The sequence below is a fragment of the Sphingomonas trueperi genome, from assembly GCF_011927635.1.
In the GTDB taxonomy this organism is placed as follows: domain Bacteria; phylum Pseudomonadota; class Alphaproteobacteria; order Sphingomonadales; family Sphingomonadaceae; genus Sphingomonas; species Sphingomonas trueperi.
This window is the reverse complement of the sequence record NZ_JAATJB010000012.1, coordinates 35,135-55,832: the sequence shown is the minus strand read 5'-3', so window position 1 is coordinate 55,832 and position 20,698 is coordinate 35,135. Positions and strand designations below refer to the sequence as shown.

Below are 20,698 nucleotides of genomic sequence, written 5' to 3'. Positions count from 1 at the left end.
TGGGTATGAATTGGTATTTTCATCGAACCGTCTTGGTATTGTCGCTTCCGCGTCATCGCGCACGCCTAGCGGCCGGGGTTGAGAAGCGTCCGGCAGGACGCCCCGGCCACCAAGGGGAAACCGATGAACTTCCGCACCGGCGGCGCGCTGATCGCGCTGCAGCTCGCCTGCATGCCCGCCGCCTTCGCCCAGGCGCAGACCGATCCCGCCGCCGCACCGGATAGCGGCGAGCAGATCGTCGTCACCGGCACCCGCGAGCGCGCCCGCACCCAGTTCGATACGCTGGCCCCGGTCGACGTGCTGTCGAACGCGATGCTCGAATCGAGCGTCTCGGGCGACCTCAACGATACGCTGGCGCAGCTGCTGCCCTCATTCAACGTCCAGCGCCTCCCCGCCGCCGACGGCCAGGCGTTCGTCCGGCCCGCGACTCTGCGCGGCCTCTCCGCCGATCAGACGCTGGTGCTCGTCAACGGCAAGCGCTTCCACCGCTCGGCGCTGCTCGGCACGCGCGGCGCCCAGGCGCCCGACCTCGCCGCGATCCCCGCCCACGGCATCGGCCGCGTCGAGGTGCTGCGCGACGGCGCCTCGGCACAGTATGGCTCGGATGCCATCGCCGGCGTGATCAACCTGCTGCTCGACGACAAGCCGGGCATGGCGGTGTTCGGCCAGGCCTCCAGCTATTATGCCGGTGACGGCAACGAATATCAGGGCGGCCTGCGCGGCGGCATCGCGCTGGGCGACCGCGGCTCGATCGTGTTCACCGGCCAGTATGACCATGCCGAGGCGACCTCGCGCACCCGCCAGCGCCCCGATGCGATCGCCTTCCAGGCCGCCAACCCGACCCTCGCCGTGCCCAACCCGGTGCAGCGCTGGGGCCAGCCCGATCAGGAGCGGATCGCCGGATCGGTCAACGCGCATGTCGACCTGGTCGAGGGCGCGACGCTCTACGCCTTCGGTACCGCGCAGAGCGGCGAAGGCGTGACCGACTTCAACTGGCGCAACCCGGTGGGCACCGCCTCGGTCTACGGCGCGAGCAGCGCCTTCCCCGGCTTCTCCTTCACCAAGCTCTACCCGGCGGGCTTCACCCCGCGCTTTGGCACGCGCTTCGCCGACCACCAGGCGGTGGGCGGCCTGCGCGGCGACGCCAGCGACCGTTTCCACTATGACCTCAGCGTCTCGCAGGGCGAGAGCCGGATCGATTATACGCTGGGCGAGAGCCTCAACGCCTCGATGGGCCCGAACAGCCCGACCAGCTTCTATCTTGGCCGGCTGACCCAGCGCGAATTCAACCTCAACGCCGATTTCGTCTACCGCCTGCCGGTCGGCCTGGGCGATCCGGTGAACGTCGCGTTCGGCGGCGAGCGCCGCGTCGAGACCTATCGCGTCGGCACCGGCGACCCTGCCTCCTATGCGGTGGGCCCGGGCGCGGCGACCGGCCTGGCGCCAAACTCGAACGGCTTCCCCGGCTTCAGCCCGGCCCAGGCGGGCCAGTGGAGCCAGCGCAGCTACGCCGGCTATGTCGATCTCGAATGGGCGCCGATCGAAAAGGTGACGCTGGGCGCGGCCGGCCGCTACGAGGATTTCTCGGCGTTCGGCGACACCTTCACCTACAAGCTCGCCGGCCGCTTCGAGCCGGTGCACGGCCTCGCCGCGCGGCTGACCTATTCGACCGGCTTCCGCGCGCCGACGCCGGCGCAGCTCAATACCCGCCAGGTGACCCAGGGCCTCGACACCCGCACGCTGCAGGTGTTCAACCAGGGCCGCCTGTCGCCGACCGATCCGATCGCGGTGGCGCTGGGCGCCAAGCCGCTCAAGCCCGAGAAGTCGCGCACGTTGACCGCGGGCCTGGTCGGCCAGACCGATTTCGGCCTGGGCGCGACGGTGGATCTCTACCAGATCGACGTCGACGATCGCTTCGGCCAGTCGGCCACTTTCGCGGTGCCGGCGACCTTCGCGAACCCGGATCGCTTCACCTCGGTCAGCTATTTCACCAACGACTTCGACACGCGCACGCGCGGCGTCGACGTGGTGGTGAGCTATGCGCGGCAGGTCGGGCCCGGCAAGGCGAACCTCAGCCTCGCCTACAACTATAACGAGACGAAGGTGCGCGGCGGCAACAGCGCGTCGATCGCCAATGCCACCCAGCGCCGGATCTTCCAGGAGCGCCTTCCGCAGCACAACGCCACCGGCACGTTCAACTACGATCTCGGCAAGGTCGGCGTGATGGTGCGCGGCCGCTATTACGGCGCCTGGACCGACGTGACCGGTAACTCGACCGGCGAGCTGTTCCAGCGCTTCGGCGGCATCGCGCTGTTCGATGCCTCGGTGAGCGTCCACGTCACCAAGATGCTGACGCTGCGCGCGGGCGCGGAGAATGTCTTCGACACCTATCCGGCGGAGGCGACCAATCAGGCCAATCGTGGCCTGATCTACTCGCGCAACGCCCCCTATGATACCGATGGCGGCCAGTACTATGGCCGGGTGGAGCTGCGCTTCTGATGCACCGCATGGATCGTCGTTCGCTGCTCGCGGGGGGCATTGCGCTTCCCGCCCTGGGCCTCTCCAGCGGAGCATGGGCGATGGACGACGATCCCTATTGGCGCGGCATCGCGGCACAGTTCACGCCGCCGGCGGACGTGATCCAGCTGGAGAACGGCAATTGGGGGATGATGCCGCGGCCCGTGTTCGCCGCCTATCAGGAACAGCTCGCGCGGGTGAACCGCGACACCAGCTTTTATGCCCGGCGCGGCCTCACCAAGGATCTGGTGGCGGTGCGCGACCAGGCAGCCGCGGCGATGGGCGTGGGGCCGGACGAACTGGTCCTCACCCGCAACGCCACCGAGGCGCTGGAGACGCTGATCCTCGGCTATAACCGGCTGCAGCCAGGCGACGCGGTGCTGATCGCCGACCTCGACTATGACAGCGCGCAGGCGTGCATGGCGAGCCTTGTCCGTACGCGCGGCGTGCAACTGGTGAAGATCGCGCTGCCCGAGCCCGCCAGCCGCCAAGGGCTGATCGACGCCTATGCCGCCGCGCTGGCGGCAAACCCGCGGCTCAAGCTGATCCTGCTGACGCATCTCAGCCACCGCACCGGGCTGGTGCTGCCCGTGCGCGAGATCGCGGCGCTGGCACGAGCGCAAGGCGCGGACGTGATCGTCGATGCCGCACATAGCTGGTGCCAAATCGACTTCGCCGTACCCGATCTCGACTGCGATTTCGTGGCCATCAACGGCCATAAATGGCTGGGGGCGCCGCTGGGCGTCGGCTTCCTCCACGTCCGCAAGGCGGCGCTCGGCAAGATCGATCGCCATCCGGCCAACGCGGCGGGCGGGCCGGACACGCTGTTCTCCAAGGTGCATCTCGGCACCTATGACTTCGCCGCGAGCCTCACCGTGCCGGCGGCGCTCGCCTTCCAGCAGGCGATCGGCGGCGCGCATCGTGCCGCGCGGCTGCGGGCGCTACGGGATCGCTGGGTAGCGCGGTCGCGGCAGGTCGAGGGAATCGAGGTGCTGACGCCCGACGATCCCGCCTCGCACGGCGCGATCACCTCGTTCCGGGTGCGCGGCGTGACCAGCAGCGAGGCCAATGCCAGGCTCGCTGCGCGGCTGCTCGACCAGCACAGGATTTTCACCGTCCACCGCGACGGCATCGCGGCCGGCGCCTGCGTGCGCGTAACGCCTGCGCTGTTCAACAGCATGGCCGACATGGACCGGCTGGCCGGCGCGCTGCCCGATATCGTGGGTTTTGCGCGGGGTTAAGCCATACATCCGTCATCCCGGCGAAAGCCGGGATCCATTCGCCTCTCCGCTACAGCAGGAGCGGCGACGGAGACCCCAATGGATTCCGGCTTTCGCCGGAATGACGATGGTGGGGGCCGCGCACCAACAACGGACACGAAAAAGGCTGGAGGCGATCCGCTCGCCCCCGGCCTATCTTCGCATCGCCGGCGTTACTTCGCCGCCTTCTCCGGCAGCACCACCATCGTCCAGTCCCTGTCCGGCCGCAGATACTTGGCCGCCAGCGCCTGCAGCTCGGCCGGCGTCGTCGCGGCATAATCGCGGGCGAGGCTGCGCATGCCCGCGATCCGTGCCGGATCCTGCGTGCCGCCCTCGACCAGGTTCATCCAGAACATGTTCCCGCTCGACATGCGCAGCAGCTGCTGCTTGAGCGGGGTCAGCGCGCGGTTGAGCTCGTCAGCGTCGATCGGCTTCGCCACCAGGTCCGCCGCGATGTCGCGGGCGAGCTTGAAGAAGAAGTCGGTCTTGTCCGGCGGCACCATGCCCAGCGCGGCGATCTTGCCGCCGGTCGGCAGGCCCAGCGGCCAGTCGCTCAGCACATTGGGCGAATAGCTCACCCCTGCCTGGATGCGCAGCTGCTCGATCAGCCGGTCGCGGAACACCGCGGTCAGGATCTCGAGCTTGCGGCTCTCGGCGACGCCGGCGCTGCCGCCGCCGGTCGGCCAGGCGATCACCGCCGCGGCCTGATCGACCGCACCGGTATGCGTGCGCACTACCGGGGTGGCGACATGCGCCGGGAAGCGCACCGGCGCACCGCTTTCCTTGCCGTCGGCGCGGGGCTTGAGCGCGCCGAAGCTCGCCGCCACCGCCTGCACCGTCGCATCGGCGTTCATGTCGCCGAAGATCTCGACTTCGATCGGGCCGGTCTGGAGCAGCGGCTCCCACAGTGCGCGGAACGCCTTCGGGGTGAGCGCCGCCACTTCCTCGCGGCTGGGCACGCCCCAGCGCGGATCGCCGTCGTGGAGCAGGGCATCGAGGTCGCGGCCGAGCACCGCGTCGGGCGAGGCCGAGAGGCCCGCATAAGAGGCGAGCGTCGCCGCCTTGGCGCGGGTGATCGGGTTGGGATCCCAGCCCGGCGCGGCCAGCTTGGTAGCGAACAGGCGGAGCTGGTCGGCAAGATCGTCCTTGTTGGTCTGCGCCTGGAAGACGAAAGCGTCCTCCTCGATGTCGAAGCCGAGGCCGATCTGGCGGTTGCCGGTCAGCGCATCGAGCTCCTCCTGGCCGAACTTGCCGATGCCGCTGGCCATCAGCGCGGTCTTACCCGCCCAGCCCGGCACGCGCTTGTCGCCCGGCAGCGCACGCAGGCCGCGGCCGAAGCGGATATTGACCCACACCTTGCCGGTCTCGGAGGTGTCCTCGCGCATCAGCAGCTTCACGCCGTTGGCATAGGTGACCTCGTCGATCGCGAGATCGGGGTCGACGCGCTTGCGCTCGACAACCTTACCCGGCGCGCCGATGCGCGGCAGCTGGTCGAACTTCACGTTGAGCGAACGGCGCTTCATCACCGCCGCCTTGACGTCTGCCTGCAGCGCGGCAGTCACCTTGCGGACCACGTCGGGATCAGGCGCATGGGTGTTGACCAGCGCGCGCGTCGCGGTGCCTTCGAACACCTTCTTGGCCGAGGCCTGGACGGCCGCCGGCGTGAACATCCGCGCCGCGATCGCGCCCTTGAAGATCGCGTACGAGGCCTCGGGCGTGGTCACCGTCTCGTTGATGTCGACTGCCTGGACAAGGTCGTCCGCCAGCGACACCGCCGATTCGACCGGCGCCGTGGAAATGCGGTTGCGCATCACCGCGTCGATCTCGCCGAGCTCGCGGTCGATCTCCGCCTGGCTCGGCGGCGCGGCCATCAGTTCGGCGGCGGTGGCGCGGACGTCGCGCAGCGCGCTTTCCCAATCGTCGCCGGTGGGCAGCACGGTGAGCGTGGTGACGTTGGCCGAGCGGGCGATGTCGTCGAGATCCGCCCCCGCCCCAATGAACGAGGCACCCGAGCGCGCGCGCGATTCGAGGCGACGGTTGAGGATGCGGATCGCGACCATGTCGATCATGCGCTTCTGGTTGAAGATCACCGTGTCGGCATAGACCGTCCAGGGCCGCACGATCGCCATCAGCGCGACCGGCTGCAACGCCGGCTCGACGATGCTGGCAGCGATCGGGTGATCGGCCTCGGGCTTGCCGAAATCGGGCGTCTTGGGCGCCTCGCCCTTGCCCTGCCAGCTCGCGAAATACTTGTTGATCATCGCCTCGAGCACCGCCGGGTCGACGTCGCCGATCGCGATCACCGTGGCGCGTTCGGGGCGGTACCAGCGGTCGTGGAAGGCCTGCACACTGGCAGGCGTGGCGGCGTTGAGCGCCTCCACCGTGCCGATCGGCTCGCGATCGGCGAGCGGCTGACCGGCGAAGATCAGCTGGTAGAGCGCATCCTGCATCCGCTTCTGCGGCGCAGGCTGCTCGCGGCCTTCGGCGAGCACTACGGGACGCTCGGCAGTGAGCGAGGCCTGGGTGATCGCCGGATTGGCCATCATGCCGGAGAGGATCTTGAAGCTCTCGTCCAGCCCCTCCGGCGTCGCATTGGGCAGGTCGAGCTTGTACGTCGTGCTGATGAACGTCGTGGCGGCATTGCTGTCCGAGCCGAAGGTCACGCCCAGCCGCTGCCAGATCCGCTTCGAATCGCCGTCGGGCACATAGGTCGAGCCGCGGAAGCTGAGATGCTCGAGCAGGTGGGCGAATCCGCGTTCGGAGTCGCGCTCCATCAGCGAGCCTGCGTCGATGCGGACGCGGATCGAAATCTGCCCCGGTGGCACGCCGTTCTTGCGCACCGCATAGCGCACGCCATTGGACAACCGCCCGAACTTCCACTTGTCGTCATGGACGAGGTCGCTGCCCTTGTAGAGCCAGGGATCCTCGGCGGTCTGGACACCCTCGGGCCGGCCTTGCGCCAGCACCGGGGTGGGCAGCGACGGGGCAGCGAGTGCGAGGAGAAGCAGGGCGAAGCGCGGCATGCGCGGACGTGAGAACATGTAGCCCTTTCTAGAGGCGAGTGGCGCGGCATGCCACCGGCAACCTTTCTGCCGGATGTACGCCACAAGAATCCATGGACCCGCCATGTTTTGGACCCAAGTGACGGCCTAGACCCGGGGCATGGATTGTTGCGTTGCAGCACCGAACTTCGGGCGTAACGTGGAAGCTGCGGGGAAGTTGCGCGTGGACATTGCCACCAGCGAGGCGCCGGTCGGGCGGATGGGCGACAATGTCCCGCTCCCCGACTCTCGCCCGCGCCCCCGCCCGCTGCTGCTGCGCTGGGGCAAGCATCTCCGCGGCACCTGCGATCGATTGATCGCCACCTCCTCGCTGGTGCCCAACACGCCGGTGCTCGACATGCGCGCCTTTCCCTGGACCGCGGCGCTGCGGGCAGACTGGGAAGCGATCCGCGACGAGGCGATCGCGGCGATCGGCACCCAGCCGGGGGCGCCGTCGCTCGCCGCCATTTCCCCCGATCACCGCGCGATCGCGCCGCTCGGCAAATGGCGCAGCCTGTTCCTGTGCGGTTATGGCTACCGGGTCGACGAGAACCTCGCGCGCTGCCCGCATACCTCGCGGCTGATCGAGCAGGTGCCCGGGCTCAACAGCGCGATGTTCTCGATCCTCGCGCCGGGCACCCACATCCCGACGCATCGCGGCGTCACCAAGGGGCTGATCACCTGCCATCTGGGACTGGTGGTGCCGCGCGACGGCGACGTGCGGATGCGGATCGGCAGCCGCACCGTCCGCTGGGCCGAGGGCGAGACGCTGGTATTCGACGACACCTATGATCATGAGGTGTGGAACGACAGCGCGCATACCCGCATCGTGCTGCTGATCCAGTTCCGCCGCCCCTTGCGCAATCCCGGCCGCTGGATCGCCGACACGCTGCTCGGCGTGCTGCGTCGCTCGGCGTTCGTGCAGGAAGCTCGGGCGAACCTGCGGCGGTGGCATCGCGGCGAGATCGCGGCAGACGCCTGAGCGTTGTCGGTACCGTTGCAGGCGGCTAAGCCAAGTCCATGCCACGCCCCTTCCATCTCGCCTTCCCGGTCCACGACCTCGCCGCCGCACGCGCCTTTTACGGCGAACTGCTCGGCTGCCCCGAGGGGCGCTCCTCCGACCATTGGATCGACTTCGATCTTTTCGGTCACCAGATCGTCGCGCATCTCGATCCCGCCGCGAAGCCGGTCGCGACGACCAATCCGGTCGACAGCCATGACGTGCCGGTGCCGCATTTCGGCGTGGTACTGGCGATGGACGACTGGCACGCCCTCGCCGCGAGGCTGGAAGCCACCGGGGTCGCCTTCGGCATCGCGCCGCATATCCGCTTCCAGGGCCAGGTGGGCGAGCAGGCGACGATGTTCTTCCGCGACCCCAGCGGGAACGCGCTGGAATTCAAGGCGTTCGCCGATGACGCCATGGTATTCGCAAAATGATTCCGCAGACGATCAGCGTCGACATTCCGCACCAACTCGGCCGCGAGGGCGCCCGCGCACGGATCGATTCGAAGATCGGCCGGCTCGCCGACAAGATCCCCGGCGGCGCCACCGTCGAGCATCGCTGGGAAGGCGACAGCCTGCACTTCACCGTCGCGGCGATGGGCCAGCAGGTGGTCAGCCGGCTCGACGTGCAGGACGCGCAGGTCCATGCCGAGATCGCGCTGCCCGGCATGCTCGCATTGTTCGCCGGCAAGGTCCGCGAGATGCTGGCGAAGGAAGGCCCCCGACTGCTCGCCTGAGGGCCTTGCGGGTCAGCGGCCCGCGCTCACCCGCCACACGGTGTTGCCGACATCGTCCGCCACGAGCAGCGCGCCGCCCGCGCCGGTGATCACCGCGACGGGGCGGCCCTGCGCCTCACCCTTGGCGTTGAGGAAGCCGGTCAGCACGTCCTGGAGCTTGGCGCCCTTGGCGGGGAAGCCATTGTCGCCGAACGGCACGAACACGACCTTGTAGCCCGACGGCGGCTGGCGGTTCCACGAGCCGTGCAAGCCGACGAACGCGCCATTGGCGTAGGCGCCGCCCAGCCGCGCGCCATCGGCGAAGGTCAGCCCCAGCGGCGCGGTGTGGGCGCCGAGCGCAAAGTCCGGACGGCGGACATATTCGCGCAGGTCCGGGCGGCCCGGCTCCACCCGCTTGTCCTCATACCCGCCCCAATATTGCCAGGGCCAGCCGAAGAAGCCGCCGAGATCGACCCGGCTCATATAGTCCGGCGGCATGTCCGAGCCGAGCATGTCGCGCTCGTTGACCACTGCCCAGAGCGCCTGGGTCTTGGGCTCGAACGCCATGCCGTTGGCGTTGCGGATACCCCAGGCGAAGATGCGGCTGGTCTTGGTCGCGGGATCGACCTCGAGGATCACCGCGCGGTTGGTCGGCTGCGCAGCGGCGGCGGCCAGCTGCGCAGGGCTTTCGGCGGTGTAGATCGGGCCCTCCGCCTCCAGCCCGTCCTCGGCAATGTTCGAGGCCGAGCCGATGCTGACATAGAGGTGCTTGCCGTCGAGCGACGCCACCACGTTGCGCGCCCAGTGATTGCCGCCGCCGGGCAGCGACAGGATCTTCTCGGGCCTGGCGGTGATCTTGGTCTGCCCCTCCAGATAGGGATAGCGGACCAGCGAATCGGTGTTGGCGACGTACAGCGCGCCGTTCACCAGAGTCATGCCGCTCGGCGAGTTGAGCCCGGTGAGGAACACGGTGCGAATGTCCGCGACGCCGTCGCCGTTGCTGTCGCGCAGCAGGGTGATGCGATTGGCCGAGGCACCGCCCGCGCCCGCCTTGTCCATCAGGATGCCCATCACCCAGCCGGTGATCCCGCCCTTGTCGCGCGGCGGCGAGTTGCTTTCCGCCACCAAGATGTCGCCATTGGGCAGCTGGTACAGCCAGCGCGGATGGTCGAGCTTTTCGGCGAAGGCCTGTACCTTCAGGCCCGCCGCCGCCTTCGGCGTCGCCCCCGCCGGCCAGCCGACCGCCTTGGCGACGCCAATCGTTGGGATATTCTGGTAGCGCGGTTCGCTGATCTCCGGCGCGCGACCGGTCACGGCGATCTCGGGAAGCATGGCGATGTCCGGACGGCTGAGCCAGTACCAGGCGGCACCACCGGCGACGATCAGAAGGGCGAGGGCGATCAGGAGGCGCTTGAGCATGCCGCCAGCGATAGGGGGCAGCGCGCGTGAATCCAACGCGATTCTGCGGGCGGTGCTTGACTTCGCTTCGCGCCAAGCAAGAGTATCGGCTCACCTGTTCCGGGGGGATCGGCCCGAATGCGGTTCTGGTTGCGTGCGTCTGCCGTGATGCTGGCCTTGTCCAGCGCCTCTCCCGCCCTTGCGCAGCAACAGCCGCCCGAGCATCGCACCGAATGGCCTGGGCTCGTTTCCGGCGACGACGGCATCGATGGGCTGGAGAGCGGCCCGGAGCTGCAGCGCGGCCGGGAGCCCCGGGCGATGCTGGCGGACCAGCGCCGGCTGCACACCGCGCTTGCCGCCCTCCAGCCCGAGCGCAAGAATGTGGTCGACGCCTATGTGCTGAGCGTCGCGCTCGACAGCGATCCGGTGTTCGCCCGCGAGGCGCGCGAGAGCGGACGCGTGCTCACCCGCCGCTATGATGCCGAGGGGCGGACGCTGGTGCTGGCGGGAGCCGACGGGCGCGGCGGCGCGATCCTCCCCGCCGGCAGCCTCACCGCGCTGACGCTGGCGCTCGCCCGCGTCGCCGAGCTGATGGACCGCAACCAGGACGTGCTGGTCCTCTACGTCACGGCGCATGGCGCCCCCGATGCGGGAATCGCCTATCATGACGGCGACCAGGGCTTCGGCGTGCTGCCGCCGAAGCGGCTCGCCGAACTGCTCGACGGGCTCGGCATCCGCAACCGGCTGCTGCTGGTCTCCGCCTGCTATTCGGGCACCTTCGTCAAGCGGCTGATGAGCGACACCACCGCGATCCTCACCGCCGCCTCGGCGACGCGCTCATCCTTCGGCTGCCGCGCCGAGAATGACTGGACCTTTTTCGGCGACGCGCTGGTCAACCATGCGCTGCGCAAACCCCAGCCGCTCGCCGACGCGGCTTCGGAGGCGCGCAAGACGATCATCGGCTGGGAGCGCGCGGGCCGGCTCGATCCGTCGATGCCGCAGGTGACGATCGGCGAGGGCGTGGGCGCATGGCTGGCACCGCTGGAGGCGCGGATGCCGCAGACGGCCACGGCACCGGTGGGCGCACCGGCAACGGATGCGCTGAAACCTTGAACCTTACCCCCCTCCCGCAAGCGGGAGGGGGAGTTGGGAATAGCGGAACTCCCCTGCCCCTCGCCGGTTGGCGGCGCATGTCCGATTCCCAGAGCCCGCTTCAGCGCTACCCGCTGCTCGCCACCCCGCATCTGCGGCTGCAGGGCACCGTAGATGACGCGATGTACCAAAGCTTCCGCGACCAGCTGCTGGCGGCACCGAGCGACGGCCCGCTGGTGATCGCGCTCTCCACGCTCGGCGGCGATCCCGAAGTCGCGCGGCTCATGGCCGACGAGCTCCGGCTGCTCCGCGAGGCGACGGGGCGCGAACTGCTGTTCCTCGGCAAGGTCGCGGTCTATTCCGCCGGCGCCACCTTCATGTCGGGATTCCCGGCCGACAAGCGCTTCCTCACCCGCGGCACGCGGCTGATGCTGCACGAGCGGCAGATGCATTCCAGCATCGACCTGTCCGGTCCGCTGCGGATGCTGCCGGCGATCCTCAAGGCCAAACTGAATGAAATCGAGCATTCGATCGCGATCGAGGAAGAGGGCTTCCGCGCCCTCGTCGCCGGCGCGCGCGTCGATTTCGAGGAGCTGCGCCGCCGCGCGCCCTATAACTGGTATATCGAGGCCGAAGAGGCGCGCGATCTGGGGCTTGTGCTCGACGTGATCTGAGGGGCGCGGCCCAAAGGGCACTTGCGCTGCGGATGCGAAAGGCATAGCTCGCCCCCCAAAGACGCGTCGCGCCGAAGCGAAAGAGGAAGTTTCAGGAATGGCCGAATTCCGCCTGCCCAAGAACAGCCGTATCACCAAGGGCCAGGAGCACAAGGCGAGCCCCGGAGCCACGCGGGTGAAGAAGTTCAAGATCTATCGCTACGATCCCGATTCGGGCGAGAACCCGCGCTACGACACGTTCGAGGTAGACCTCGACGATTGCGGCCCGATGGTCCTCGACGCGCTGATCAAGATCAAGGGCGAGCAGGATTCGTCGCTGACCTTCCGCCGCTCGTGCCGCGAGGGCATTTGCGGCTCCTGCTCGATGAACATCGGCGGCAAGAACGGCCTCGCCTGCACGACGGCGATCGAGGACATCAAGGGCGAGGTGCAGATCACCCCGCTGCCGCACATGGACGTGATCAAGGACCTGGTCCCCGATTTCACGCACTTCTACGCGCAGTACGCCTCGATCAAGCCGTGGCTGCAGACCGTCACCACCACGCCTTCGGGCAAGGAGCGGCTGCAGAGCCCCAAGGACCGCGAGAAGCTCGACGGCCTGTACGAGTGCATCCTGTGCGCCTGCTGCTCGACCTCTTGCCCGAGCTATTGGTGGAACAGCGACAAGTTCCTCGGCCCGGCGATCCTCCTCCAGGCCTATCGCTGGCTCGCCGATTCGCGCGACGAGATGACCGGCGAGCGGCTCGACCAGCTCGAGGATCCGTTCCGCCTGTACCGCTGCCACACGATCATGAACTGCGCGAACGCCTGCCCCAAGGGCCTGAACCCGGCCAAGGCCATCGCCGAAGTGAAGAAGCTGGCCGCCGAGCGCGTGCTCTGAACGCCCTTTCTTCACGATTTTGAGAGACACCGAGCTGCCTGGCCCTCCGGCCGGCAGCTCGTTTTCGTTGGTAGACCTGCCCCATGACCCGCGTTCTCGATCGTTACCGCGCCCTCGTCGCCGCCGGCGAGCTTCGCCCCGATCGCGAGCAGGAGGCCGCCGCCGCCCGGCTGGATGCGCTGGCGCAGGAGTTGCAGGCTGCGCCGCGCAAGGGCAGCGTGCTGTGGAAGCTCACCGGTCGAAAGCCGGCGGTGCCGCAGGGCTTGTACCTGTGGGGCGGGGTCGGGCGCGGCAAGTCGATGTTGATGGACCTGTTCTTCGACAGCCTCGACATCCGCCGGAAGCGCCGCGTCCACTTTCACGAATTCATGCTCGAAGTGCACGAGCGGCTCAACGTCGAGCGCCAGAGAGATACCGCCGATCCGGTGGTCGCGGTCGCCGATGCGCTGGCCAGCGACACGCGGCTGCTCGCCTTCGACGAGCTGGTGGTGAACAACCCGCCCGATGCGATGATCCTCTCGCGGCTGTTCACCGCGATGATGGCGCATGGCCTCACCGTGGTCGCCACCTCCAACCGGCCGCCCAAGGATCTCTACAAGGACGGGCTCAACCGCCAGCTGTTCCTGCCCTTCATCGACCTGATCGGCGAGCGGATGGACGTGCTCGCGCTCAACGGCCCGGTCGACTATCGCCGCGATCGGCTGGGCAGCGTCGACACCTGGCTCGTGCCCAATGGCCCTGAGGCGACCGCGACGCTCTCCGCCGCCTTTTTCCGGCTCACCGACTATCCGGTGGAGGACCGCGCCCGCGTCCCCACCTGCGAGGTGCCGATTCCCGGGGGGCGCGAGATCCTGGTGCCCAAATGCGTGAAGGGCGTCGCGGTCTTCTCGTTCAAGCGGCTGTGCGGCGAGGCGCGGGGCGCCCCCGACTATCTCGCCATCGCGCGGCGCTTCCACACCGTCATCCTCGTCGGCATCCCCAAGCTGGGCCCGGAGAATCGCAACGAGGCGGCGCGCTTCGTCACGCTGGTCGATGCGCTGTACGAGCACAAGGTCAAGCTGCTCGCCGCGGCCGATGCGGTGCCCGAGCATCTCTACGAAAGCGGCGACGGCCGCTTCGAGTTCGACCGCACCGTTTCGCGCCTGCTCGAGATGCAATCCGACGACTATCTCGCCAAGGGCCACGGAGCAGATTGATCAGACCACGTTGTAAGTCCAACTCCGCGCTTCTAAAATGCCCTTGGGCTCCGGGATTTCCCGGAGGAACAGGGAGACAATCATGCGGCCTTTGCGCCTGCTCGCGGCCATGGGGCTCGCGGTTCTCGGAATATCCTCGGCCTGGGCGCAGCCCGTGCTCGTCGCGGCGGACATGCGCCAGCAGCAAAGCCTCGACGGCCCGTGGCACTGGTCGATCGACCCGTATCGCGACGGCCTCGCGGGCTTCCACGGTGAACCCCCGAACGCGCGCACCAACCGCGCCGCCGACGTGATCGCTGCCGACGTGATGCAGGCCAAGCCGCGCACCTTCTTCGAACAAGACATGCAGCTATCGCCGGTGGTGAGCCTGCCCGGCTCGTGGATCGGCCATTCGCCCGAGATGCGGCTGTATCAGGGGCTGGTCTGGTACCAGCGCGAATTCCCCGCGACGGCGCCCAAGCCCGGGACCCGCGTGTTCCTGCGCATCGGCGCGGCCGAATATCGCTCGTACGTGTATCTCAACGGCAAGCCGCTGGGCGAGCATCGCGGCGGCTATACCCCCTTCGCCTTCGAGGTGACCAAGCTGCTGCGGCCGGGTCGCAACCAGATCACCATCGGCGTCGATTCGGTGCGCACCGCCAATGACGTGCCGCCGCCGGTGACCGACTGGGAGACCTATGGCGGCATCACCCGCAGCATCACGCTGGTGACGGTGCCCGACACCTATGTCGACGATGCGTTCGTGCGCCTGACGCCCGACGGCAGCCATATCGCCGTGTCGGTGAAACTCGAAGGGCCGAAGGCGGCGAACACCGCCCTCAAGTTCCGCATCCCGACGCTGGGCGCGACGCTCGACGGCAAGACCGATGACGCGGGCAAGTGGGAAGCGACGCTGCCGGTGCCGCGCAATCTCGTCCGCTGGTCGCCCGAGAACCCCAAGCTCTACGACATCAGCATCGATGCCGGTGCGGATCACTTCGCCGACCGGATGGGCTTCCGCACGATCGCGGTGAAGGGCACCGACATCCTGCTCAACGGCAAGCCGATCTTCCTGCGCGGCATCTCGATGCACGAGGAAGAGCTGGGCGCCAATCCGGTGCGCGCGATGACGCCTGCCGCCGCGCGCGCGCTGCTGAGCGAGATCAAATACGGCCTGCACGGCAACTTCGTGCGGCTGGCGCACTATCCGCACAGCGAACTGACCACCCGCCTCGCCGACGAGATGGGCCTGCTCGTGTGGAGCGAGATCCCGCTCTACTGGCTGGTCAACTGGAACAACCCGGATACGCTGGCCGATGCCCGCCGCATCCTCGCCGAGAATATCCGCCGCGATCGCAACCGCTCGTCGATCGTGCTGTGGAGCGTTGCCAACGAAACGCCCACCAACGATGCGCGCAATGCCTTCCTGCGCACGATGATCGGCGATGTCCGCAGCCTCGATTCGAGTCGCCTCGTAACCGCCGCGCTGCTCAGCGGACGCGAGGGCAACAAGATCATGAAGATCGACGATCCGCTCGCCGCCGATCTCGATGTCATGGCGATCAACACCTATAATGGCTGGTACACCGACGACGCGCTCGAGGACCTCGCCAGCCAGGAATGGCGCGGGCCGGCGAACAAGCCGCTGATCTTCTCGGAGTTCGGGGCGGACGCGCGCGCCGGCTATCACGATCCGGTCGCCAGCCCGCACAAGTACAGCGAGGAATATCAGGCGGCTTATTACCGGGCGACGCTCGCCATGGCCGCCAAGGTGCCGTTCCTGCGCGGCATGAGCCCCTGGATCCTCAAGGACTTCCGCTCGCCGCGGCGCCAGCACCCGCTCTACCAGCAGGGCTGGAACCGCAAGGGGCTGATCTCCGAGACCGGCGAACACAAGCTCGCCTTCGACGTGCTCGCCAGCGACTATGCCAAGCGCGAGGCGGCCGACTCGGCCAAGCGCTGAGTTGTTCGGGCTGGGGCGGGCAGGACCTGCCCCAGCCTGATCTCCAACCTTCCCGCGATCAGGCGCGCGGGTGTGCGGCGCGGTAGACGTCGAGCAGATGCGCCGCATCGACCCCGGTATAGACCTGGGTCGAACTCAGGCTCGCATGGCCGAGCAGTTCCTGCAGCGCGCGCAGATCCGCGCCCCGCCCCAGCAGATGCGTCGCAAAACTGTGGCGCAGCGCGTGCGGGGTGGTGCGATCGGACAGCCCCAGGCTGGTCCGCGCCGAGCGCACCGCCTTGCGGATCGCCCCCGGCGGCAGCGGCCCACCCTTGGCACCGCGGAACAGCGGCAGGTCGCGCGCGGTGCCCCAGGGGCAGGCCTCGACATAGGCTTCGACCGCGGTGCGGACTTCCGGCAGCAGCGGCACGTCACGCGTCTTGTCGCGCTTGCCGGTGACGCGCAGCGTCGCTCCGAGCGGCAAGGCCGCGCCGGTCAGCGCGACCGCCTCGCCGATGCGCAGGCCCGCGCCGTAGAGCAGCAACAACACCGCCCAGTCGCGCGCGGCGATCCAGGGTTCGCTCGCCTCGTCCGACGCCCATTCGGCAAGCGCCACCGCCTCGTGCGGCGCGATCGGGCGCGGCAGGCCCTTCTTAACCTTGGGCCCCCGCAGGCGGGGCAGCTGGGCATCGTCGCCGCCGGCGAACTTCAGGAAGGCGCGGACGGCGGAAAGCTCGCGCGCGGCGGAGGCGTTGGACAGCCCATCGCGGCGGCGATGGGCGAGATAGGCGCGGAGATCGGCAGCGCCCACCTTGGCGAGCGCATCCTGCGCGACCGGACCGCCCCAATGCTGCTGGAGAAAGCCGAGCAGGCGGATCGCGGTCGCCTCATAGGCGCGGATCGTGTGCACCGAGCGCCGCCGGTCGCGGCCGAGATGCTCGGCGAAGCGGCGCGGGAGGGGCAGGTCGGTCATGGTGCTGCCCGGCGCTCGCTCCCTGTGCACCCCTCCCGCTCGCGGGAGGGGACGGGGGAGAGGAAGGCCGCAGCGGAGTCCGAAACTTCCACGTCAGTCCCTCCCCTAACCCCTCCCGCGAGCGGGAGGGGGATTTGCGCGTCAAATCAGCGTCAGCCGATCGTCTGGCCGGTCTTGGCCCAATCGGCCATGAACGACTCGATGCCCTTGTCGGTCAGCGGGTGCTTGACCAGCTGCTTGATCACCGCCGGCGGGGCGGTCATCACGTCGGCGCCGATCTTGGCGGCCTGCAGCACGTGGATCGGATGGCGGACGCTGGCGACCAGGATCTCGGTGCCGAAATCGTAATTGTCGTAGATCAGGCGGATGTCTTCGATCAGGTCCATGCCGTCGAAGCCGATATCGTCGTGCCGGCCGACAAAGGGCGAGATGAAGGTGGCGCCCGCCTTGGCGGCGAGCAGCGCCTGGTTGGCCGAGAAGCAGAGCGTCACGTTGACCATCGTGCCATCGTCGGTCAGGGCCTTGCACGCCTTGAGACCGTCGATCGTCAACGGCAGCTTGACCGCGACATTGTCAGCGATCTTGCGGACGATCTCCGCCTCGCGCATCATGCCCTCGAAATCGAGCGCGACGACCTCGGCCGAGACCGGGCCTTCGACGATCTCGCAGATCTCCGCCACCACTTCGAGGAAGTTGCGGCCCGACTTGGCGATCAGCGACGGGTTGGTGGTGACGCCGTCGAGCAGCCCGGCATCGGCCAGGTCGCGGATGTCGTCGATGATGGCGGTGTCGGCGAAGAACTTCATGGCAGAACCTTCCACTGGAGTGTCGCCGCCCGCCTAGCCGACGCGGCCGCGCCGGGCAAACCCCTGCGACGGGTTGCCGTAGACCAGCATCAGCTTCACCTGCGGCTTCTGCAGCTTGCCGATGGAGACGCGGTAGGTGCCGGGTTCGAGGCGGTAATAGACGATCTTTGCGATCTTCGCGCATGTGACACCCGGCGCGCGGGCGGCCATGCGCAAGGGGCGGCCGGTTCCCCTGGCCACGTCGATCCAGGCCGGTTGATCCGCCGCGATGCCGAAGGTGCCGGCCTTGCGGATCGTCACCTGCGTTTCCGCCACGCCGTTCTTCGCAAGGATCGTCGTGGCGTGGCGGGTATCGAGCCCATCGGCGCTGCGTTCCCAGCCCGACAGGGATCGCGGAAGCTCGGCGCATTGCGGCACCGTCATGGCCAGTCCAGCTATCAGTATCAGCATCGCCGACTCCCCTGTTCAGCGAGTCGCCGTTCTATATTCGTTCCAGCCACAGAACAAGCCGATTCAATTCGGCACCAGCATCAGCTTGGCCTTGGGCTGGGCAAGACCGCTGGCGAACGCGCGGTACGTTCCCGGCGCCAGTTCGAACCGCACGATCTTGCGGATCGTCGAGCAATCGGGCCCGTGCCCATGCGCCACCGAGGTGAGCGGCGCGCCGCCCGCGGCGCCGGGCAGCACGTCGATCCAGCCCGGTTGGTCGAGCGCAATGCCATAGGTGCCCGCCTTGGCGATGCGGAACTCGATCATCGTCGCGCGCCCAGGCTTGGCGCTCTTGGGCAGGCCCTTGAGCGTCGACGCGTCGACCGTCGCCAGCAACACCGCCTTGTCCGTCACCAGTTCGTCGCCGGGCGTGCTCCAACCCGCGAGCGCGACCGGCAGGCTGGCGTCGGGCGCCTTGCACGCGGTGGTCGCCTGGGCGGGCACGGTCTGGGCGAGCAGCAGGGCGAGCAACAGCATCGGCAGGTCTCCTCACGCGACCAACCGGCGATACGGGATTCCCGTTCCGCCGAAAATGCCCATATGAGGGGCCGATCATGTCCCGCGCGCGCATTCTCGTCCTCCATCCGGCTCTGGGGCCGCTCGACTATCGCGTGCCGCACGGCATGGCGGTCGAGCCCGGCAGCATCGTCATCGTGCCGATCGGCCCGCGCCAGTTCGCCGGCGTCGTCTGGGAGCCCGAACGCCTGCCCACCGAGGAGATTGGCGATAACCGGCTGCGCGCCATTCTCGCCGTCGCCGACGCCCCCCCGATCCCCGCCCCCGTCCGGCGGCTGATCGAGTGGACCGCGGATTACTATCTCGCCCCGCCCTCCTCGGTGCTGGCGATGACCCTGCGCACCTCGGCCGCGTTCGAGGCGGCGCCGACGATCACCGAATATCGCGCGACCGGCCAGGTTCCCGATCGCCTGACCCCGCAGCGCGCCCAGGCGCTGGAGCGGATCGGCGAGCGCCAGGGGCTGGTCCGCGAACTCGCCGCGATCGCCGAGGTGTCCGACGCGGTGATCCGCGGGCTGGTGAAGACCGGCGCGATCGAGGCGGTGACGGTCGACACCCAGGCGCCCTACCCGCTCCCCGACCCGGCCTTCGCGCCCCCCGAGCTGAACCCCGCCCAGGCGGCGGTGGCGGGCGGCCTGCGCACCGCGGTGGAGACCGCCGCCTTCCAGCCGTTCCTGCTCGACGGCGTCACCGGATCGGGCAAGACCGAAGTCTATTTCGAGGCGGTCGCCGAGGCGATCGCGGCCGGCAAGCAGACCCTCGTGCTGCTCCCCGAAATCGCGCTGACCGAACCCTTCCTCACCCGCTTCGCCCGCCGCTTCGGCTGCGAGCCGGTCGCCTGGCACTCCGGCCTGCGCAGTTCCGAGCGCCGTCGCGCCTGGCGCGCGATCGCCGGGGGCGAGGCGCTGGTGACGGTAGGCGCGCGCTCGGCCTTGTTCCTGCCCTATCCCAAGCTCGGCCTGATCGTGGTCGACGAGGCGCACGAGACCAGCTTCAAGCAGGAAGAGGGCGTGCATTACCATGCCCGCGACGTGGCGGTGATGCGCGGCATGTTCGAGCGCTGCCCGGTCGTCCTCGCTTCCGCCACCCCGGCGATCGAGACCAGGCACCAGGTCGAGGTCGGCCGCTATGCCGAATTGAAGCTGCCCGGTCGCTACGGCGCCGCCGAGCTGCCCAGGATCGAGGCGATCGACCTGATCCGCGAGCCACCGGAACGCGGCCGCTGGCTCGCCCCCCGGCTAGTCGCGGCGATCGACGAGACGCTGAAGCGCGGCGAACAGTCGCTCCTGTTCCTCAACCGGCGCGGCTATGCGCCGCTGACGCTCTGCCGCCATTGCGGCCACCGCTTCCAGTGCCCGAACTGCACGGCGTGGATGGTCGAGCACCGGCTGCTCCACCGCCTCTCCTGCCACCATTGCGGCCACACCATGCCAACGCCGAGCATGTGCCCCGAGTGCAAGTCCGACGACACGTTGGTCGCCTGCGGCCCCGGCGTCGAGCGGATCGCCGACGAGGTCGCGGCGCTGTGGCCCGAGGCGCGCACCGCCATCGTCACCTCGGACACGCTCTGGTCCCCCGCCAAGGCCGCCGAGTTCGTGTCGCGGATGGAGCATGGCGCGATCGACATCGTCGTCGGCACCCAGCTGGTCACCAAGGGCTATCACTTCCCCAACCTCACGCTGGTCGGCGTCGTGGATGCCGATCTCGGGCTCGACGGCGGCGACCTGCGCGCGTCGGAACGCACCTTCCAGCAGATCATGCAGGTCTCCGGCCGTGCCGGGCGCGGCGAGAAGCCGGGCACGGTGTTTATCCAGACGCACGCCCCCGAGGCGCAGGTGATGCAGGCGCTGGTCTCGGGCGATGCCGAGGCCTTCTACGCCGCCGAGACCGAGGCGCGGCGCGAGGCCGATGCACCGCCCTTCGGCCGCTATGCGGCGATCATCGTCTCCTCGGAGGACAAGGCCGCGGCGGAGGAAACCGCGCGGATGATCGGCCGATCGGCGCCCGAGCTTGCCGAGATGCACGTCTACGGCCCCGCGCCTGCCCCGCTGGCGATGCTGCGCGGGCGGCATCGCTTCCGCCTGCTCGTCCACGCCAAGCGCAGCTTCGACGTGCAGGACGTGATCCGCGACTGGCTGGGCGGGCTGAGCTGGAGCCCGCGCGTGCGGGTGGCGGTGGACGTGGACCCCTACAGCTTCGTCTGACCCCGCCGATTCGA

At 68.8% G+C, this 20,698-nt stretch carries 17 protein-coding genes; 11 read left to right on the top strand and 6 right to left on the bottom strand.

Annotated features, from left to right (window positions below; genetic code table 11):
* Positions 1 to 123: 123 nt before the first annotated feature.
* Both GGR89_RS16670 and GGR89_RS16665 read left to right on the top strand, forming a co-directional pair.
* Complete coding sequence (locus GGR89_RS16670) at positions 124 to 2,499, top strand: TonB-dependent receptor plug domain-containing protein (RefSeq protein WP_125977784.1); 2,376 nt, start codon at positions 124 to 126, stop codon at positions 2,497 to 2,499.
* Entirely contained in the window at positions 2,499 to 3,758 is a 1,260-nt protein-coding gene (locus GGR89_RS16665; protein WP_125977786.1) for an aminotransferase class V-fold PLP-dependent enzyme, read from the top strand. Before GGR89_RS16670 ends, GGR89_RS16665 begins: the two co-directional genes overlap by 1 nt.
* A 191-nt stretch (positions 3,759 to 3,949) precedes the next feature.
* Here the strand turns inward: GGR89_RS16665 and GGR89_RS16660 are convergent, their stop codons facing one another.
* On the bottom strand, positions 3,950 to 6,817 hold the full coding sequence (locus GGR89_RS16660) for a M16 family metallopeptidase (RefSeq protein ID WP_125977788.1): 2,868 nt from the start codon (positions 6,815 to 6,817) through the stop codon (positions 3,950 to 3,952).
* 184 nt (positions 6,818 to 7,001) lie between these two features.
* On the opposite strand from GGR89_RS16660, the gene GGR89_RS16655 reads away from it, so the two are divergent.
* The 3 genes from GGR89_RS16655 to GGR89_RS16645 are packed head-to-tail and all read left to right on the top strand — an operon-like array spanning position 7,002 to position 8,556.
* A complete protein-coding gene (locus GGR89_RS16655; RefSeq protein WP_206431062.1) occupies positions 7,002 to 7,799 on the top strand; it encodes an aspartyl/asparaginyl beta-hydroxylase domain-containing protein in 798 nt (265 codons plus the stop codon).
* Positions 7,800 to 7,837: 38 nt separating this feature from the next.
* On the top strand, positions 7,838 to 8,254 hold the full coding sequence (locus GGR89_RS16650) for a VOC family protein (RefSeq protein WP_125977790.1): 417 nt from the start codon (positions 7,838 to 7,840) through the stop codon (positions 8,252 to 8,254).
* On the top strand, positions 8,251 to 8,556 hold the full coding sequence (locus tag GGR89_RS16645) for a polyhydroxyalkanoic acid system family protein (RefSeq protein WP_206431061.1): 306 nt from the start codon (positions 8,251 to 8,253) through the stop codon (positions 8,554 to 8,556). Before GGR89_RS16650 ends, GGR89_RS16645 begins: the two co-directional genes overlap by 4 nt.
* A gap of 12 nt (positions 8,557 to 8,568) precedes the next feature.
* Here GGR89_RS16645 and GGR89_RS16640 read toward each other — a convergent pair whose 3' ends face one another.
* A complete protein-coding gene (locus GGR89_RS16640) occupies positions 8,569 to 9,954 on the bottom strand; it encodes a PQQ-dependent sugar dehydrogenase (RefSeq protein ID WP_125977792.1) in 1,386 nt (461 codons plus the stop codon).
* Positions 9,955 to 10,071: 117 nt separating this feature from the next.
* On the opposite strand from GGR89_RS16640, the gene GGR89_RS16635 reads away from it, so the two are divergent.
* From GGR89_RS16635 to GGR89_RS16615, 5 genes are all read left to right on the top strand, one after another.
* On the top strand, positions 10,072 to 11,046 hold the full coding sequence (locus GGR89_RS16635) for a C13 family peptidase (RefSeq protein ID WP_125977796.1): 975 nt from the start codon (positions 10,072 to 10,074) through the stop codon (positions 11,044 to 11,046).
* 77 nt (positions 11,047 to 11,123) lie between these two features.
* A complete protein-coding gene (locus GGR89_RS16630; protein WP_125977798.1) occupies positions 11,124 to 11,699 on the top strand; it encodes an ATP-dependent Clp protease proteolytic subunit in 576 nt (191 codons plus the stop codon).
* Positions 11,700 to 11,796: 97 nt separating this feature from the next.
* The gene (locus tag GGR89_RS16625; protein WP_125977800.1) at positions 11,797 to 12,579 is read left to right on the top strand and encodes a succinate dehydrogenase iron-sulfur subunit; all 783 of its coding nucleotides are present in this window, start codon (positions 11,797 to 11,799) and stop codon (positions 12,577 to 12,579) included.
* Positions 12,580 to 12,662: 83 nt separating this feature from the next.
* Positions 12,663 to 13,775: a cell division protein ZapE gene (gene zapE / locus GGR89_RS16620; RefSeq protein ID WP_125977802.1), complete on the top strand. Its 1,113-nt coding sequence runs from the start codon at positions 12,663 to 12,665 to the stop codon at positions 13,773 to 13,775.
* Positions 13,776 to 13,857: 82 nt separating this feature from the next.
* The gene (locus tag GGR89_RS16615; RefSeq protein ID WP_241218068.1) at positions 13,858 to 15,717 is read left to right on the top strand and encodes a glycoside hydrolase family 2 protein; all 1,860 of its coding nucleotides are present in this window, start codon (positions 13,858 to 13,860) and stop codon (positions 15,715 to 15,717) included.
* A gap of 58 nt (positions 15,718 to 15,775) precedes the next feature.
* On the opposite strand, the gene GGR89_RS16610 is transcribed toward GGR89_RS16615, so the two are convergent.
* The 4 genes from GGR89_RS16610 to GGR89_RS16595 form a co-directional block, all read right to left on the bottom strand.
* Positions 15,776 to 16,669, bottom strand: a complete 894-nt coding sequence (locus tag GGR89_RS16610; RefSeq protein WP_125977804.1) for a tyrosine recombinase XerC — start codon at positions 16,667 to 16,669, stop codon at positions 15,776 to 15,778.
* Between the two features lie 152 nt (positions 16,670 to 16,821).
* The gene (gene fsa / locus GGR89_RS16605) at positions 16,822 to 17,475 is read right to left on the bottom strand and encodes a fructose-6-phosphate aldolase (protein ID WP_125977806.1); all 654 of its coding nucleotides are present in this window, start codon (positions 17,473 to 17,475) and stop codon (positions 16,822 to 16,824) included.
* Positions 17,476 to 17,508: 33 nt separating this feature from the next.
* Positions 17,509 to 17,925 carry a hypothetical protein gene (locus GGR89_RS16600; protein ID WP_125977808.1) on the bottom strand — a complete coding sequence of 139 codons (417 nt, stop codon included), beginning with the start codon at positions 17,923 to 17,925 and terminating at the stop codon, positions 17,509 to 17,511.
* Positions 17,926 to 17,988: 63 nt separating this feature from the next.
* Positions 17,989 to 18,441 carry a hypothetical protein gene (locus GGR89_RS16595; RefSeq protein ID WP_125977810.1) on the bottom strand — a complete coding sequence of 151 codons (453 nt, stop codon included), beginning with the start codon at positions 18,439 to 18,441 and terminating at the stop codon, positions 17,989 to 17,991.
* Positions 18,442 to 18,518: 77 nt separating this feature from the next.
* Between GGR89_RS16595 and GGR89_RS16590 the strand changes: the two genes are divergently transcribed.
* Positions 18,519 to 20,684, top strand: coding sequence for a primosomal protein N' (locus GGR89_RS16590; protein WP_167713010.1), 2,166 nt, complete (start codon positions 18,519 to 18,521; stop codon positions 20,682 to 20,684).
* The last annotated feature ends 14 nt before the right edge of the window (positions 20,685 to 20,698 follow it).